Annotated in this window: 18 protein-coding genes; 10 read left to right on the top strand and 8 right to left on the bottom strand. The window is 69.6% G+C overall.

The features are described from left to right. Positions 1-16 precede the first annotated feature (16 nt). The 3 genes from D6T64_RS10210 (at position 17) to D6T64_RS10200 (ending at position 2,399) form a co-directional block, all read left to right on the top strand. Positions 17-595, top strand: a complete 579-nt coding sequence (locus D6T64_RS10210) for a tetratricopeptide repeat protein (RefSeq protein WP_233551022.1) — start codon at positions 17-19, stop codon at positions 593-595. A 113-nt stretch (positions 596-708) separates the two neighbouring features. Beyond that, positions 709-1,905: a PQQ-dependent sugar dehydrogenase gene (locus D6T64_RS10205; protein WP_119974631.1), complete on the top strand. Its 1,197-nt coding sequence runs from the start codon at positions 709-711 to the stop codon at positions 1,903-1,905. Next, a complete protein-coding gene (locus tag D6T64_RS10200; RefSeq protein WP_119974569.1) occupies positions 1,905-2,399 on the top strand; it encodes a SprT-like domain-containing protein in 495 nt (164 codons plus the stop codon). Before D6T64_RS10205 ends, D6T64_RS10200 begins: the two co-directional genes overlap by 1 nt. Positions 2,400-2,425: 26 nt before the next feature. On the opposite strand, the gene D6T64_RS10195 is transcribed toward D6T64_RS10200, so the two are convergent. The 3 genes from D6T64_RS10195 to D6T64_RS10185 form a co-directional block, all read right to left on the bottom strand. Further along, entirely contained in the window at positions 2,426-2,998 is a 573-nt protein-coding gene (locus D6T64_RS10195; protein ID WP_119974568.1) for a 2-phosphosulfolactate phosphatase, read from the bottom strand. A 34-nt stretch (positions 2,999-3,032) separates the two neighbouring features. Further along, positions 3,033-4,298 (bottom strand): coiled-coil domain-containing protein, encoded by a 1,266-nt coding sequence (locus tag D6T64_RS10190; RefSeq protein WP_119974567.1) that lies wholly within the window; start codon positions 4,296-4,298, stop codon positions 3,033-3,035. Positions 4,299-4,455: 157 nt separating this feature from the next. Further along, on the bottom strand, positions 4,456-4,896 hold the full coding sequence (locus D6T64_RS10185) for an EVE domain-containing protein (protein ID WP_233551020.1): 441 nt from the start codon (positions 4,894-4,896) through the stop codon (positions 4,456-4,458). A 76-nt stretch (positions 4,897-4,972) separates the two neighbouring features. Here D6T64_RS10185 and D6T64_RS10180 point away from each other — a divergent pair, with 76 nt between their 5' ends. From D6T64_RS10180 to D6T64_RS10160, 5 genes are all read left to right on the top strand, one after another. Continuing rightward, a complete protein-coding gene (locus D6T64_RS10180) occupies positions 4,973-5,590 on the top strand; it encodes a hypothetical protein (protein WP_199719132.1) in 618 nt (205 codons plus the stop codon). Continuing rightward, positions 5,587-6,225, top strand: coding sequence for a DUF1684 domain-containing protein (locus D6T64_RS10175; RefSeq protein ID WP_119974566.1), 639 nt, complete (start codon positions 5,587-5,589; stop codon positions 6,223-6,225). Before D6T64_RS10180 ends, D6T64_RS10175 begins: the two co-directional genes overlap by 4 nt. A 279-nt stretch (positions 6,226-6,504) precedes the next feature. Then, positions 6,505-8,103 carry a DEAD/DEAH box helicase gene (locus D6T64_RS10170; RefSeq protein ID WP_119974565.1) on the top strand — a complete coding sequence of 533 codons (1,599 nt, stop codon included), beginning with the start codon at positions 6,505-6,507 and terminating at the stop codon, positions 8,101-8,103. Positions 8,104-8,211: 108 nt separating this feature from the next. Next, positions 8,212-8,703 carry a GNAT family N-acetyltransferase gene (locus D6T64_RS10165; RefSeq protein ID WP_119974564.1) on the top strand — a complete coding sequence of 164 codons (492 nt, stop codon included), beginning with the start codon at positions 8,212-8,214 and terminating at the stop codon, positions 8,701-8,703. A gap of 30 nt (positions 8,704-8,733) precedes the next feature. Continuing rightward, on the top strand, positions 8,734-9,702 hold the full coding sequence (locus tag D6T64_RS10160; RefSeq protein ID WP_119974563.1) for a nucleoside hydrolase: 969 nt from the start codon (positions 8,734-8,736) through the stop codon (positions 9,700-9,702). Positions 9,703-9,827: 125 nt separating this feature from the next. Here D6T64_RS10160 and D6T64_RS10155 read toward each other — a convergent pair whose 3' ends face one another. Further along, on the bottom strand, positions 9,828-10,412 hold the full coding sequence (locus D6T64_RS10155; RefSeq protein WP_119974562.1) for an NUDIX hydrolase family protein: 585 nt from the start codon (positions 10,410-10,412) through the stop codon (positions 9,828-9,830). A 126-nt stretch (positions 10,413-10,538) separates the two neighbouring features. Here D6T64_RS10155 and D6T64_RS10150 point away from each other — a divergent pair, with 126 nt between their 5' ends. Next, complete coding sequence (locus tag D6T64_RS10150) at positions 10,539-11,195, top strand: alpha/beta hydrolase (RefSeq protein WP_119974630.1); 657 nt, start codon at positions 10,539-10,541, stop codon at positions 11,193-11,195. 343 nt (positions 11,196-11,538) lie between these two features. Here the strand turns inward: D6T64_RS10150 and D6T64_RS10145 are convergent, their stop codons facing one another. Continuing rightward, on the bottom strand, positions 11,539-12,003 hold the full coding sequence (locus D6T64_RS10145) for a DUF5997 family protein (protein ID WP_119974561.1): 465 nt from the start codon (positions 12,001-12,003) through the stop codon (positions 11,539-11,541). A 125-nt stretch (positions 12,004-12,128) separates the two neighbouring features. Here D6T64_RS10145 and D6T64_RS10140 point away from each other — a divergent pair, with 125 nt between their 5' ends. Further along, on the top strand, positions 12,129-12,986 hold the full coding sequence (locus D6T64_RS10140; protein ID WP_119974560.1) for a LysR substrate-binding domain-containing protein: 858 nt from the start codon (positions 12,129-12,131) through the stop codon (positions 12,984-12,986). A gap of 17 nt (positions 12,987-13,003) precedes the next feature. Here D6T64_RS10140 and D6T64_RS10135 read toward each other — a convergent pair whose 3' ends face one another. From D6T64_RS10135 to D6T64_RS10125, 3 genes are read right to left on the bottom strand one after another with little or no spacing between them, the layout of a single operon-like run. Further along, the gene (locus D6T64_RS10135) at positions 13,004-13,396 is read right to left on the bottom strand and encodes a VOC family protein (protein WP_119974559.1); all 393 of its coding nucleotides are present in this window, start codon (positions 13,394-13,396) and stop codon (positions 13,004-13,006) included. Between the two features lie 48 nt (positions 13,397-13,444). After that, entirely contained in the window at positions 13,445-14,275 is an 831-nt protein-coding gene (locus D6T64_RS10130; protein WP_119974558.1) for an ABC transporter permease, read from the bottom strand. Next, positions 14,272-15,339: an ATP-binding cassette domain-containing protein gene (locus tag D6T64_RS10125; RefSeq protein ID WP_119974557.1), complete on the bottom strand. Its 1,068-nt coding sequence runs from the start codon at positions 15,337-15,339 to the stop codon at positions 14,272-14,274. The genes D6T64_RS10130 and D6T64_RS10125 overlap by 4 nt, the downstream gene beginning before the upstream one ends. Positions 15,340-15,377: the final 38 nt, after the last annotated feature.

Genomic DNA, 15,377 nt, shown 5'->3' with positions numbered 1-15,377 from the left:
TTCTTTTCGCGGCCTCGTGCCGCCCGTTGTACAGGACGACACCCTGAACACCCCGAATATGCTCAACTCCCCGAACATCGTCACCGGTTTCGACGCCGTCACGCTGCGCGACACCGTCGACCTCGCCGCCGCCGGCGCGCGGCTCGAGGAGCTCGGCGCGCTGCGCAGCCTGTCCGCGCTGAACGAGAAGGTCACCCTGCTGCGCCTGGTCGGGCGCCTCGACGAGGCCTGGCTGATCGCCAGTGAGGCGGTGCGCCAGGCGCGCTTCACGGGAGACCGCGAGCAGGCCGCGGCCAGTCGCATCCGTCGGGCGCAGGTGCAGCAGTTCCAGGGCAAGCTCGACGAGGCCATCGTCGAGTTGACCCACTGCGTGCAGGAGTGCGAGGCCCACGAGTGGAATGCCGTGGCCGCGTTCGCCCGGGAGAACCGCGGCAAAGCCTACTTCGACCAGGGCAACCTCGATGCCGCCCTGGTGGACCTCACCGCAGCCGTCTTTCTGCGCGAGCACGACGGTGCCGGCGAAGACGTGCTCGAGGGCGCGCTGGCGGCCGTGGTCAGCGTCGAAACACACATCAGTGAGCGCGACCGGCTCTAGGTTTTCTCGGCCGTTATTTTCCGCTGGTTTTTGAACGGCGCGGGGGATATCCGCCGCCGGGGGTCTGGGGCATGCTGGAGAGCCGACGTTGAGCGTGAGTGAGTGAGGCCGCCGTGATCCCGAAACCCTTCCGTGCGGGCCTGCTCGCCGCCACCGTCGTGGTGGTTCTGGCCGGCTGCACCGCCGCATCGCCACGGGCCACGCCGGCCACCTCTACCCCGGCGGCGCCGCGGCCCACGCCCTCGCTGACGGCGCCGGCCAGCGAGGTGCTGCTGCCGGTGAGTCCGGTCGGTGACCCCGTCGTGATCGCCTCGGGCCTCGCGGCACCGTGGTCGGTGTTGCGGCTGCCCGGCGGCACCCTGATCAGCGAACGCGACACGACCCTCGTGCGTGAGCTGCTCGCCGACGGCAGCCTGCGCGAGGCCGGTTCGGTGCCGGATGCCCAGCCCTCCGGCGAGGGCGGCCTGCTCGGGCTCGCCTTTCTGGCCGACCCCGAGGCCGCCGGCGGCACCGGCTGGGTCTACGCCTACTTCACGTCGGAATCCGACAACCGCATCGAGCGGATGCCGCTGCTCGGCACCCCCGGTGCGCTCACCCTGGGCTCCCCCGAGTCGGTGCTCACCGGCATCCCGCGGGCCGGCAACCACGACGGCGGCCGCATCGGCTTCGGCCCCGACGGGCTGCTCTACGCCACCGCGGGCGACGCCGGCAACACCGGCAACGCGCAGGACCTCGACAGCCTCGGCGGCAAGATCCTGCGGATGACCCCGACCGGCGGGGTGCCGTCGGGGGCGGAGGTGAACCCGTTCGGAAGCCTCGTCTACTCGTACGGGCACCGCAACCCGCAGGGCATCGCGTGGGATTCGACCGGAACCCTCTGGGCGAGCGAGTTCGGCCAGAACACCTGGGATGAGCTCAACCGCATCGAGGCCGGCGGCAACTACGGCTGGCCGATCGTGGAGGGTGTCGGCGGCGGCGCGGACCCCGACTTCATCGATCCCGTGCAGCAGTGGGCGACGAGCGAGGCCAGCCCGAGCGGCATCGCGATCGTGGACGACACCCTGTTCATGACCGGCCTGCGCGGGGCCCGACTGTGGCGCATCGACCTGCGCACGGTGGCAACCACGGCGGCGGCGAACGATCCCTCCACAGTCACCGTGGACGCATGGTTTGTGAACAGTTACGGCCGGTTGCGCGACGTCGTGTCGGGGCCCGCTGGCACACTGTGGTTCATCAGCAACAACACGGATGGCCGGGGAGACCCCACGGCCGACGATGACCGGCTCTACCAAGTGGAGGTGGCACCCTGATGGCAGATCTGAACCAGGTGCGACGGTGGGCAGACGCCCTGATTGTGTTGCATCTCGACCCCAGCTGGACGTTCGGCTTCGACAACGCGAAGAAGCGCGCGGGACTGTGCAGCTTCAGCAACAAGAGCATCACCGTGTCGCGCTACCTCGCGGCGCGCTACGACGACGACGACGTGCACCAGATCCTGCTGCACGAGGTCGCGCATGCCCTGGCCGGGCCGCGCGCCGGGCACGGCCCCAAATGGAAGAAGGTGGCCCTCGCTCTCGGCTACGACGGCAAGCGCACCCACGACGGTGAGATCGCCGACGAACTCGCGCCCTGGGTGGGCACCTGTCCGGCCGGCCACGTGCACTATCGCTACCGGCAGCCGACCCGCCCGCTCGCCTGCGGGCTCTGCGCCCGCGGCTTTCGCAGCGAACACCTGATCCAGTGGACCCGCCGCGACATCACGGCGGCCATGCGCCGGCAGGCCGCGGCATCCGCCGGGCGGTAGTCGGCCAGTGTCAGTTGGGCCGGGCGTCAGGCGGGAAAGGCGAACTCGCTGACCTCGGCGACCTCGCGGGCCGTATCGATCTGGCTTGAGGCGTGCACGACATCGCCCAGGCCCTGTGCGCTGAGCAGTTGACCGGTCTCCGAGGCCCCGACGAGGTGCCGCACCGCGCGGGTGAGCCCTTCGAAGGCGACGGATGCCGCCGCCGCTTCGGGCGAGCAGTGGTCGATGCCGAGGCTGGACAGGGCGTCGACGACGGCTCCGGCGGCGAGGGAGTCCTCCACGGCAACCCGGAAAGTGCCGTCCTCCCGCCGCTCCCCCACGGCGATCACGGCGACCGCGAACCGGTCGCCCTTCTCGGCCTGGCGAGCCAGCACCCACTCGGCGACGGCGGTGCGGTTGGCGAAGCTCGCGGCGATCACGCGGTGCTCGCCGAGCGGGGTGTCGATGCTGAACTCGGAGTCGACCGTGGGCAGCGCGTCGACGAGGATGAGGACATCCGCTTGCCCAGCGAGCGCTTGAAAGCCAGCGAGGCCCCAGTCGAGCCGCACCTGGTAGGGCTGCTGGGGGTGGGCGGGGGCGGAAGTTTGTGTGTCGGTCACACCTCAGGCTAACCGCCGCGGGCCGGGCACCGGGTCAGCGGGCGTCGTAGTGGGCGAGGGCGTCGGCATCCGTCGCGTGGGTCATGGCCCGGCGGGCGGTATCGAGGGCGACGACCGGATCGGCCTCCGCGAGGGCGAGGGCCAGCTGCCGTTCGGCCTCGGCGAGCCGGGTGCGTGCGCCGGCGCCGATGCGGCCGCGGTTCGCCCCGATGTAGGCGTGCGTGACGGTGAGCTGGCTGCGCACGGTGAGCAGCGCGCCGGCCAGGGCGGTGCGGGCATTGTCCAGCCGCAGCTGCCGGTTGCGGGCCTCGGAGCGGATCACGTCGAGCCCGTCACGCGCTGTTTCCAACCGAGCCAGATCGACGGCCGGGTCGCTGAGCCGGGTGGGTTCGCGCAGCTCGGCGAGCACCGCGGCGGCGCCTGAGATCGCCCGGTTCAGGTCGGCGCTCGTCTCGGACTCCTCGTGGACGTCGCGCAGGGTGCGCGCTTCGGCGAGTTCAGCGGTCACGGCGGCGAGGGCCTGCCCGAGGGTCGCGAAGCCGCGGTGCAGCTGATCCTCGCCGGCCTCGATCGCGTCAAGCTGCGCGGTGGCCTGAAAGAGGGCATGTTCGGCGGCGCGCAGCTGCTCACCCACCGGTTCGGCGGCGCCTTCGGCCAGGCGGATGTCCGCGGCTGCGACCGCCTGCTGGGCGAGCGTGAGCGCGGTGCGGGCCCGTTCGACGTTGCCGCTGATCGGGGCGAGGGCGTGCTCGGCGTAGCTCTGCCGCAGCCGGTCGATCGTGGCGGCGCCGCTGGAGAGGCGGTCGTCGATGCGGTCGAGCTGGCGGCGCAGCAGCTCGAGTCGGCGCGGGGCCTCGCGTTCTACGCCGCGTTTGGTGTCGAAGTCGCGCTCCTGGTCGACCAGGCGCTGGCCGGCCTCTTCGGCGAGCGCACGAATCTGCTGGTTCCAGCGGTCGCGTTCCGCAGGGCTGTCGGGCACGGCGTCGTCGAGTTTCTGCTGCAGGGCGAAGGCCTCACTCAGCTGGCGACGCGAGGCGGCGAGAGCGGCGGCGAAGTCGCGGGTAGCGGATTCCCCGAACTGGGCGAGGGCGAAGTCGAGTTCGTCGGTGCTCGACTCGACGAGGTCATCCGCTCGCACGAGGCTGATCGCGGCCTCGCGGGCGAGGGCCGCGGCGGCGGCGGTTGCGGCCCCGCGCAGGGCGGCCGTGCGCCGGCGGAGCAGGGTCACGACCAGGGCTATCCCCGCCACGACGAGGGCGAGCACAACGACCGAGGGGACCCACCAGAAAGCGCCAGACATGCTCGCGAGTCTAGCCAACGCGCGCTGAGGGGCCGCCCGGGCCGGGCGCGAGCATCCGCCTGTCGATACGTGACAGTCAGCAGCGCGCGAAGGCCGCAGAGCGGGGTCGCGCGCCCACAGCTGTCACGTATCGACACGCCGGCCGAAGTGAACCGGGCTAGCGGTCGTCGGCGTTCGGCCGACGCATCTGCTGGCGAATCAGCTCGAAGTCGTGCCGGGAGATTTCGATGATGCCGCGCCGCAGCTGGTAGCCCCAGTCGGGATTGCCCCGGCTCAGGTCCAGGATCGACAGCAGGGGGCGGATCGAGGTGGCGACGGCATCCGTGTCGTAATCGGTGCGGCGACGCCACGGGTTGTAGGCCGAGTACGAGTCTCCGGTTGGGAAGGCCGGGCCGGGCGCGATGCGGCCGATCGCGGTGAATTCCCGCAGGGACTCGCCCTCCCAGGTATCGCGCGGCGAGTAGTAGACCAGCCCGTCGGACTCGTTCATGCTCTCGAGCACGCCACGCGCGCCCTCGGACACCTGGGCCATGCCCATGTGCACGCAGCGCAGCACGCGATCGCGTTGCGCCACACCGAGCCAGAACCGAATTGCCACCCCTTATTCTCGCAGCCCCCGTGCCGGCGATCAGGACGCGGTTGTCGAACCCGCCGCCGCCGACCAGACTGAGGTCATGCGCGTATTGCTGAAAGAGACACTGGACTGCACACCGGATGCTGCGTGGCGGGCGATCCACAGCCCCGCCGTTTTTCGAGAGGTCAGCTCCCCGGTGATGACCGTCGAATCGCTCGAGGCCGACGGGTTTCCCACGGTCTGGGAACCCGGCGAACACCCGGTGACGATGCGCGGCCTCGGGCTCGTGCCGCTCGGCATCCAGGTGATCCGGCTGAGCGAGACGACCCTGCGGCAGAAGAAGACCGGCAGCGGAAAGACCGGCACCGGCGCGGGCACCGTGCGCATCCTGCGCGACACCGGACGCGGAATCTCCGGCTCGATGACCGCCGTCACGCACTGGGACCACCGGATGGCCATCGCCGCCGACCCCGCAAACCCCGGCAAGACGCTGTACCGCGACCAGCTGATCTTTCAGGCCGGGCACGCGACCCTTGCGGTCTGGCCCGGCTTCTGGGTGTTCTGGCAGTGGCGGATGGCGCAGATCAAGCGGCTGGCTCCGACCTGGCGGTTGGACCTCGGCGTTGACGTGGAGGAGCCCGCCGGTGCCCCACACGACGCGGCGACCACCGCCGCTGACGCCGTCGATCCCGACGCCAACACCAATGCCACCCCATGACCTCGTCCCTGGGAGCCCTGCAGATCGCCGACTGGCGCCGCCGCGTGTTCGGCCTCTACTCCGGGGTGCGGCACCTCAGCGTGCAGGACCCCGCCGCCGGCCATGAGCTGTGGCGGTCGGGGCGGGACGAACTGTTTGCGGGGCATCCGTCGTCGCCGCTGTTGCCCGACGACCGCGCGACCTTCACCGGCCTGCCCGTCGCCGGCTACGACCCGGACTGGCGGTTCGAGGTCGAGGTGCACCGCGCCGCGGAGCCGTACCGGATGAGCGTCGACACCGGCACGGATGGCACGGTGCCGTTTGATCTCGTCGGCACCGTGCGCCTGCCCTACATCGGACCCCTCGACGTGTGGCGCATCGCCAACTACGCGGGCGGTCTCTTTCTGCCGATCAAGGATGCCCTGGCCGGCAAGCCCGCGGGCACTTACGGCGGCGGGCGCTACCTGCTCGACACCGTGAAAGGCGCCGACCTCGGCCCCGGAGCCGACGACGACACCCTCATTCTCGACTTCAACTTCGCCTACAACCCCTCCTGCGCCTACGACCCGATGTGGGCATGCCCGCTCGCGCAGCCCGGAAATACCGTGACCGTGGACGTGCCGGTCGGCGAGCTGTACCACCGCAGCCGGGCGTAAGAGAGCGGATTTGCGGGCGGGGCTTGACAGCATCCGCTAGAGTAAGAGCATTGCGAGTGCGTTGACGCGCTCGCTGCGTCGTAGAACGCCCTCTTCTTATCGAGACCGCCCTTTCGGTTGGCTCGATTTTTCGAACAAATCATTCTTACGGCGAACGGATGTGCCCATCGGCACCTTCGCCACGTGAATCCTCCTTGTTCCACCACCCGCGCACAGCCTGAAGTGCCGTGTGCGATGGTGCTGAACGGGCGAGGAGTCTGATGCCCGAAAGGCACCACTTTGTCTAAAACTTTCAGCGCGCTCGGCGTGCCGGCTCCCCTCGTCGCGGTTCTGACCGCCCAGGGAATCGACGCCCCGTTCCCCATCCAGGTTGACACCCTGCCCGACACCCTGAACGGCCGCGACGTGCTCGGCCGCGGCAAGACCGGCTCGGGCAAGACCCTCGCCTTCTCGCTGCCGATGGCCGCCCGCCTCGGCGGCACGCTCGCCGGCGGCAAGCGCCGCCCGGGCCGCCCGCTCGGCCTGATCCTCGCGCCGACCCGCGAGCTCGCCACGCAGATCACCAACGCCCTCACTCCCTTCGCCGAGGCCTACGGCCTCAACACCACCACGATCTTCGGTGGCGTCTCGCAGAACCGTCAGGTCGCCGCACTCAAGAGCGGCGTCGACATCGTCGTGGCCTGCCCCGGCCGCCTCGAAGACCTCATGAAGCAGGGCTTCGTGAACCTCGACTCCGTCGAGATCACCGTGCTCGACGAGGCCGACCACATGGCCGACCTCGGCTTTCTGCCCGTCGTGACCCGCATCATGGACAAGACGCCCTCCACCGGCCAGCGCCTGCTGTTCTCCGCCACGCTCGACAACGGCGTGGACAAGATCGTGCGCCGCTTCCTGCACAACGAGGTTCTGCACTCGGTTGACGAGGCCAACAGCCACGTCTCGATGATGACCCACCACGTGTTCGAGGTCTCCGGTGTCGACGCGAAGAAGGACCTCGTGCAGAAGCTCGCCTCGGGCAGCGGACGCCGCATCCTCTTCATGCGCACCAAGCACCAGGCCAAGAAGCTCGCCAAGAGCCTCACCGACTCGGGAATCCCCGCCGTCGACCTGCACGGAAACCTCTCGCAGGTCGCCCGTGACCGCAACCTCGCATCGTTCAGCGCCGGAACCGTCAAGGTTCTCGTCGCCACCGACGTCGCCGCCCGCGGTGTGCACGTGGACGACATCGAACTCGTCATCCACGTCGACCCGCCGGCCGAGCACAAGGCGTACCTGCACCGCTCGGGCCGCACCGCTCGCGCCGGCAGCGCCGGTGACGTCGTCACCGTCGTGCTCCCCGAGCAGAAGCGCGACACCGACGCCCTGCTGCGGAAGGCGTCCATCAAGGTGACCCCGCAGCGCGTGGATGCCTCCTCGCCCGCCGTCGACGCCCTCGTCGGCGACGTCGCCGAGTACGTCAAGCCGCTCCCCCGCGTCGAACCGCAGCAGCAGCAGCGCCAGTCGCAGGGCGGTCGCTCGCAGGGCGGACGCGGCGGCCAGGGTGGCCAGGGTGGCCGTGGCGGTCGCTCCGAGAACTCCCGCGCCGACGCCGGTCGCGGCGGACGCTCCGACGGTGACGCCGGCCGTGGCCGTGACTCCCGCGGTGGCCAGGGTGGCCGCGATGGTGGACGCTCCAGCGATGGCGCATCGACCGGTGGCGCTCGTCGCGAGCGTTCCGCTCGTCCCGCCGCTGCCGCTCCGGCCCGTTCGGGTTCGGCTGCCGGCCGCTCCGGCGGAGCACGCGCCGGCAGCCTGCAGGTCGGTGGCCTGGTTCGCGGCTCCGGCTCGGGTTCCAACGGCGCCGGCCGTGGCGGTTCGTCCCGTCGCGCCCAGGGCTAGCCAGCCCGCAGCATCCGCTCAGCACCCGTTGAGCACATAAGAACGGGTCGGTCTCTCACGAGGCCGGCCCGTTTTGTGTGCCCGGGCGAACCGGCTTAGGGTCGAGTCATGAACACCACCGTTGTCGTTCGACCCGTTACCGAAGCGGATGCCGATGCCCTGGGCCGCGTGCACGTCGCCTGCTGGCATGAAACCTACGATCATCTGCTGAGCCAGGCCGCGCTGTCGCATCTGCGGCCGGAACGCCTCGCCACCATGTGGCGCGGCATCACCAAGATGGGCGGGGACTACCGCCAGGTCGTCGCCGTCGACGGCGAGGACATCGTCGGCTTCGCCGCGAGCGTGCCGCGCAGCGATTCCGACGTGCCGACCGCGCGCGAGCTGAAGATCATGTACCTGCTGGCGTCCCACCAGGGCACCGGTGTCGGGCAGCAGCTCTTCGACGCCGTCGTCGACGCCGGGCCGTCGGTGCTCTGGGTCGCGGCCGACAACCCGCGCGCCCACGCTTTCTATGCCCGCAACGGCTATCTGGCCGACGGGAGCGAGAAGACCGAAGAGGTGCTCGGCGAGCTGCTGCACGAGGTGCGTCTGGTGCGCTAGGCCTGTCGCTTGCGCAACTAGGCTGAGCGGATGCCTGCAACCCCGCGCCCGATCCCCGTTATCCTCGACGTCGACACCGGGGTGGACGACGCCCTCGCCATCCTCTTCGCGCTCGCCCACCCAGGCCTGACCGTGCTCGGCATCAGCTGTGTCGCCGGCAACGCCCCGCTCGACCGGGTGGTCGAGAACACCCTGCGCATTCTCGACGTGGCCGGCGCCGGCGACATCCCCGTCGCCGCCGGCGCACACCGGCCCCTGATCGAGCCGGCCCGGGCGGCATCGCACGTGCACGGCGAGGGCGGTCTCGGCAGCCTCGTGCTGCCGGCGACCGAGCGTCGGGCCGTGCCCGAGAATTCGGTCGAGCTGATGCGCCGCCTCATCGAGGCGAGCCCGGAACCGGTGACCCTGGTGGCGCTCGCGCCGCAGACCAACCTCGCACTGCTGCTGCGCCTCTATCCGGGGCTGGCCGGCAACATCGAACGCATCGTGTTCATGGGCGGGTCGACGAGCGTCGGCAACGCCACCGCGGTCGCCGAGTTCAATGTCTGGCATGACCCCGAGGCCGCCGCGATCGTGCAGGGCAGCGGCGTGCCCACCTACATGTACGGCCTCGACGTGTTCAACCGGGTCGCGGTCGACGAGGCCACGGCCGAAGCGCTGCTCGCGGGCGACTCGCCGCTCGGCCGGGTCGTCGGCGCGCTGCTGACCAACCGGGTACTGGCTGGCACCGACGGGGACACCGAATACTCGGGACTCATCGGCGATGCCGGAGCCGTGTGCGCACTCGTCGACCCGGGGGCCCTCCGCACCCAGTTGCTGCCGCTACGGGTGCAGCTCTCGGGCTACGGGCGCGGCCAGACCCTCGCCGACCTGCGGCGCAATCCGGGTGAGGACATCGTGCACGGGCTCGCCGAGGAGTGGCAGAGCGTCGAAGTTGCCCTCGAGGTGGATGTCCCCCGCGTCACGGCGCTGTTCCTCGGCACCCTCGGCCTCGCCTGACCGGCGGGGCGGAGGGAGGACGAATTGCGCATCCGTCGTCGTAGGGAGGACGATTCGGCCCGTTTTCGACGTCGCGTCCTCCCGTGGCTACACCCGGCTGGCTGGCTGGCTGGCTGGCTGGCTGGCTAGCGCAGCACTCCGACGGATGCGAGGGCCGCGCGCAGCAGCGCCCCGCGCCCGCCCTCCATCTCGGCCGACACCCCCGGTGACGCGGCCTCAGCCGGGGTCATCCAGGTCAGCTCGAGGGCATCCTGGCGCGGGTCGCAGGTGCCCGTGACGGGAACGACGTAGGCCAAAGAGACCGCGTGCTGGCGATCATCCGTGTAGGCGGTGATGCCGGGCATCGGAAAATATTCGGCGATGCTGAACGGAATCGGGCTCGCCGGCAGCTGCGGGAACGCCATCGGGCCGAGGTCTTTCTCGAGGTGGCGGAACAGCGCGTCGCGCAGGGTCTCGCCATAAAGCACCCGGCCGGAGACCAGTGTGCGTGTCATCTCGCCGGTCGGCCGAGCGCGCAGCAGCACGCCGACCTCGACGACCTGCCCGAGGCCGTCGACCCGCACGGGCACGGCTTCGATGTACAGGATCGGCAGCCGGCCGCGGATCTCAGCGAGTTCGACATCGGTCAGCCAGCCGGGGTTCATGTTGGGCCCCCCGCTGTCGGGCTTCGGCGTCCAGTCCGGATCAGGGTCAGGGGTGCGCACGGTCATGATGCCATTCTGTCCTACGCGCGGGCCTCCCCGACAACCATTGCGCCAAACGGATGCCTTCCACAGCACGGCAATGAAAGTATGGGAGTACGCGCGCCCCGCGACGCGAGCTACCGGGAGGATCCCATGACCACCACCACGTCCATCGACAGCGCCGCCGTGCTCTGGTCGGCGACCGGCTCCGACCAGGTCGACCGCCCCTTGTTGATCATCATGCACGGCTACGGTTCCCACGAAGGTGACCTGTTCTCGCTGGCGCCACACCTGCCCCTCGAGCCCGTGATCGCCGCGCTGCGCGCGCCGCTGCCGGCTCCCGCGCCGGTCACCGACGGCTGGGCCTGGTTTCCGATCAGCCAACCGGGCAGCCCCGACCCCGCGACGGTCGACACGGCCGTCACGGCGGTGCTGGCGTGGCTCGACACCCTGCCGCAGCAACCCACGTCTGTAGGCCTGCTCGGCTTCTCGCAGGGCGGCGCCATGGCCCTCGAACTGCTCCGGGCAGCGCCCGAGCGCTTCAGTTTCGCGGTGAACCTGTCCGGGTTCGTGGCGACGGCCTCGCAGGCCGGGGATGAGGCCCTGGTCGAGCATCCGCTGCCGGTGTTCTGGGGGCGCGGAACCTCCGATACCGTCATTCCAGCCAGCGCGATCAACCGCACCCAGGCCTGGCTGCCGGGTCACAGCACCCTCACCGAGCGCATCTACGAGGGGATGGCTCACTCGATCTCGCAGCAGGAACTCGGCGAGGTCGTCACGTTCTTGCGGGAGCAGTACCCCGCGGCCTGAGTCACGCGGGGCGGTACCGGCGCGCCGATTCAGCTCATCCACGGAGGCATGGGGCCATCTCTGACACCTCGTCAGCGAAGTGTCACAGAACGCCCCTTCAACAGAAAACGACGCCGCGAGGTGTCACAGAACGCCCCATGAATCGAGTTCAAAGGGCCATCTGTGACACCTCACGAAACCCAAGGGGCCATCTCTGACACCTCGCGCGCGAAGTGTCACAGAACGCCCCATGATTCGAGTTCAAGGGGCAATCTTCGCCACCTCGCGAAACCCAAGGGGCCATCTCTGACACCTCGTCGGCGACGTGTCAGAGAACGCCCCATGGAGGCAGCGGATGCGCGGGTCAGCGCTTCTTGCCGGCGCTTCCGGTGCCGCGCTCGGCGGCGGCTTCTTCTTGCGCGGCCTGGCGGGCGACGTGGGCGATCTTCGCGGCGCGGTGCGCGTCACGGTCCTTGACCACGATCTGCTCGGCGCGCACGCCGGCCTGGGTGGCGCGTTCGGTGACGAGCCACGCCGGCGGGGCCTGCAGCAGTGCGCTGATCTCGGCGGTGGTGAGCGGCTCGGTGGCCTCGCTGCGGGCCAGGCCCGAGATCGACACGCCGAGCTTGGCGGCGACAACCTGCTTGGGGTGCGGGCCGTTGGCGCGCAGTTCGACGAGCCACTCCGGCGGGTTTTCCATCAGGGCGGCGAGCTGGGTGCGGGTCACCAGCTCGGTCTGAAAGTCAGCGGGAGCCGCGTCGAGCAGAATCCCGAGTTTCTGTGCCGCCGTGGCGGGCTTCATGGTCTGGGGCTTCTTCTCGGAACTCATCCTTCAAGCGTATAGCCTGAAGGCACCCCCGTCTGGGCAAAAGCGGCCAAACACGGCCGTGCGGCCGCTTTTGTGCGCCCGCACCGCGCCCCAGACGCCCCTGAGCCTGATCTGAACGGATACCGATGACATTCTCCATCGCCTTTGTCGCCGGTGTCACCCCCACCAAGTGGACCCGCATCTGGGGCCAGCGCCGCCCCGAAACGCCGCTCGCGGTGTTCCGCACCGAGATGCCCGAGCAGGTTGAGGTGTTGCGCGACGAGCGCGCCGCGGTCAGCCTGGTGCGGTTGCCGATCGATGAGACCGGCCTGAGCGTGATCGCGCTCTACAACGAGATCCCGGTCGTCGTGCTGCCCAAGGGCCACGACCTCGACGTGACCGGCGACACCGAACCGGTGTCGATCGCCGACCTCGCCGACGAGCACCTGCTGCAGGATCCCGACGACGTGCCCGCCTGGCGCGATCTGGCGATCGAGGTCGCCGACGGCTCCCGCCGCGCCCTGCCGCCGATGCGCGACATGGACGAGGTCATGGAGCAGGTCGCCGCGGGCGTGGGTATCGTCGTGGTGCCGCACTCCATCGCCCGCCTGTACGGCCGCAAGGACGTCGTGTCCCGCCCCGTCGCGGGCGTTCCCGACACGCAGATCGCGCTGGCCTGGCCGACGGATGCGACGACCGACCTCGTCGAGGAATTCATCGGAATCGTGCGTGGTCGCTCGAGTGCGAGCTCGCGCACCCCGGCGCCGGCCGCACCGGTACCGGAGGCGGAGCCCGCGGCATCCGCTGCCGGCGGTGCCGCTGGGGGGAAGAACGCCCGCCCCCCGAAGCCCGAACGCAAGCCCAAGAAGACCGACAAGGCGAAGGCCGCGGCAAAGGCGAAGCGGGCCGAGATCGCCAAGGCCAAGCCGGCCGTGAAGAAGTCCCACGACGCGGCTCCCGGGCGCACCCGCCCGACCCGCAACCCCAAGCGCCGCCTGCGCTGACCGCTCCGAGTCTGGAACTACTTGAGAACGGCGAGGATGTTGCCGGCCGGGTCGGTGAACCAGGCGATCTGCGGGTCGCCGCCACGGGCGATTCCCTTGTCGTCCTGCTCGAAGCCGTCGTAGCGGAGGAACACCACGCCGCGGGCGGTCAGTTCGTCGACGGCCACGTCGATGTTCTCGACCGCGAGGTTCAGGATCGTGAAGACCGCGGGCACGTGGTCGGGTTTCGGGTAGATCATCACCTCGGCACCGCCGGGCAGGGTCAGGCTGAGCAGGCCCATGTCGCCCTGCTCCTGGATGTCGAGGCCGAGGGTCTCGCCGTAGAACTTCTTGGTGGCGTCGAGGTCGGCGACGGCGAAGCCGCTGAAGCCATGCGCGATTCCGATCCGGGTTGCGGTGGGTGACGTCATTGCTGTCTCCTTCGGTGAAGTGGAGCAGTGGGGTCGAGCGCGTGGGGTCTAGCGCGAACTGATCGAGGCGAACTTTCGAATACACAGTGGCACGAACACGAGCAGCATGACGGCGACGCCGATCAGCACGGTCAACACCGGGTTCTGCATGGTCCAGATGTCGGGCACCGGCGCCGACCCTTCGTTGCCGAACAGCTGCCGGGCGGCCTGCACGAGCGAGGACACCGGGTTGAACTCGGCGAAGATGCGCAACGGCGTGGGCAGGGTCTCGCTCGGAACGAACGCGTTCGAGATGAACGTGAGCGGAAAGAGGATCAGGAAGGACGCATTATTGATGACCTCCGGGCTTTTCACGGTCATGCCGAGCAGCGCCATCACCCAGCTGAAGGCGTAGCCGAAGAGCAGCAGCAGTCCGACCCCGGCGAGGAACTCCGGCACGGTCGAGTTCACCCGCCAGCCCACGACGAGGCCGGTCGCCATCATGATGACCATCGAGATGGTGTTGAGCACGAGGTCACTGTTGGTGCGTCCGATCAAGACAGCGGATGCCGACATCGGCAGGCTGCGGAACCGGTCGATGATGCCCTCCTTGAGGTCTTGCGCCATCGCCGCGCCGGAGAAGGTCGCGCCGAAGACGACGGTCTGGGCGAAGATACCGGCCATTAAAAACTGCACATAGTCGGTGCCCTGCACCTGGATCGCGCCGGCGTAGACCTGGCTGAACAGCACCACGAACATGATCGGCTGGATCACCGCGAAAACGAGCACGTCGGGTGAACGCTTGATCTTGATCAGGTTGCGCTTGGTCACGGTCCAGCCGTCGCTGTACCACAGGGACAGCGGGTTCCAGTCGGGCAGGGTGGTCGCGATCGCGGTCATTTCACCAGCTCCCGCGGGGGTGTGTCAGAGGATGCATCGCCCGGGTTGTCGGTGCGGGCGCGGCGGCCCTTCGCGGGCTTGGCGGCATCCGTCTCGTCGTCGTCGGTCACGGTGAGGTCGGCCTTGTGGCCGGTCAGCTTGAGGAAGACATCGTCGAGGGTGGGGCGGCGCATGCCCGCGTCGTGCAGCTCGATGCCGGCCGCGCCGAGCTCGGCGAGCACGTGCTGCAGTCCGGCGGGTCCGTCCGTCACGGCCACCTCGATGCCGCGGCCGTCGGTGGAGACCGTCGGCTCTGCGGAGCCGTGGCGGGCCATGATCTGGCGGGCGGGAGCGCTGTCGGTGGCGTCGACAAGGGCGATCACCAGCCGGTGCCCACCGATCTGCGCCTTGAGCTGGTCGGAGGTACCCTCGGCGATGGCCTTGCCACCGTCGATGACCATGATGTCGTCGCTGAGTTGGTCGGCCTCTTCGAGGTACTGGGTGGTCAGCAACACGGTCGTGCCGTCGGCGACGAGGCGCTTGATGACGTCCCACAGGGCGAGGCGGCTGCGCGGGTCGAGCCCGGTGGTCGGTTCGTCGAGAAAGAGCACCTTGGGGTTGATCACGAGGGCACCGGCCAGGTCGATGCGTCGCCGCATGCCGCCGGAAAAGCCTTTCACCGGGCGATTGCCGGCCGCCGTCAGTTCGAACAGGTCGATCAGCTCGTGAGCCCGCTTGCGGGCGGCCGCGCCGCCGAGGTGGTAGAGCCGGCCGACCATTTCGAGGTTTTCGAACCCGGTGAGGTTCTCGTCGACGGCGGCGTACTGGCCCGAGACGCCGATGATGCGGCGCACCCCCTTCGGGTCGGTGACGACGTCGATGCCGTCGACCAGGGCGGTGCCGCTGTCGGGCCGGATCAGGGTCGTGAGCATCTTCACGACGGTGGTCTTGCCGGCGCCGTTCGGGCCGAGCAGGGCCTTCACCGTACCGCGCGGCACGGTGAGGTCGAGCCCGGCGAGCGCGTGCACCGGTCCGCTCTTGGATTTGTAGGTCTTGGTCAGACCGTGGGCCTCGATGATCGTCATGCTGGTCCTTGCCTCGAAATCGTCGGGATGCGTCTGAA

This window comes from Cryobacterium melibiosiphilum (genome assembly GCF_003602235.1).
Classification (GTDB): Bacteria; Actinomycetota; Actinomycetes; order Actinomycetales; family Microbacteriaceae; genus Cryobacterium; species Cryobacterium melibiosiphilum.
This window is presented reverse-complemented; position numbering and strand designations above follow the sequence as displayed.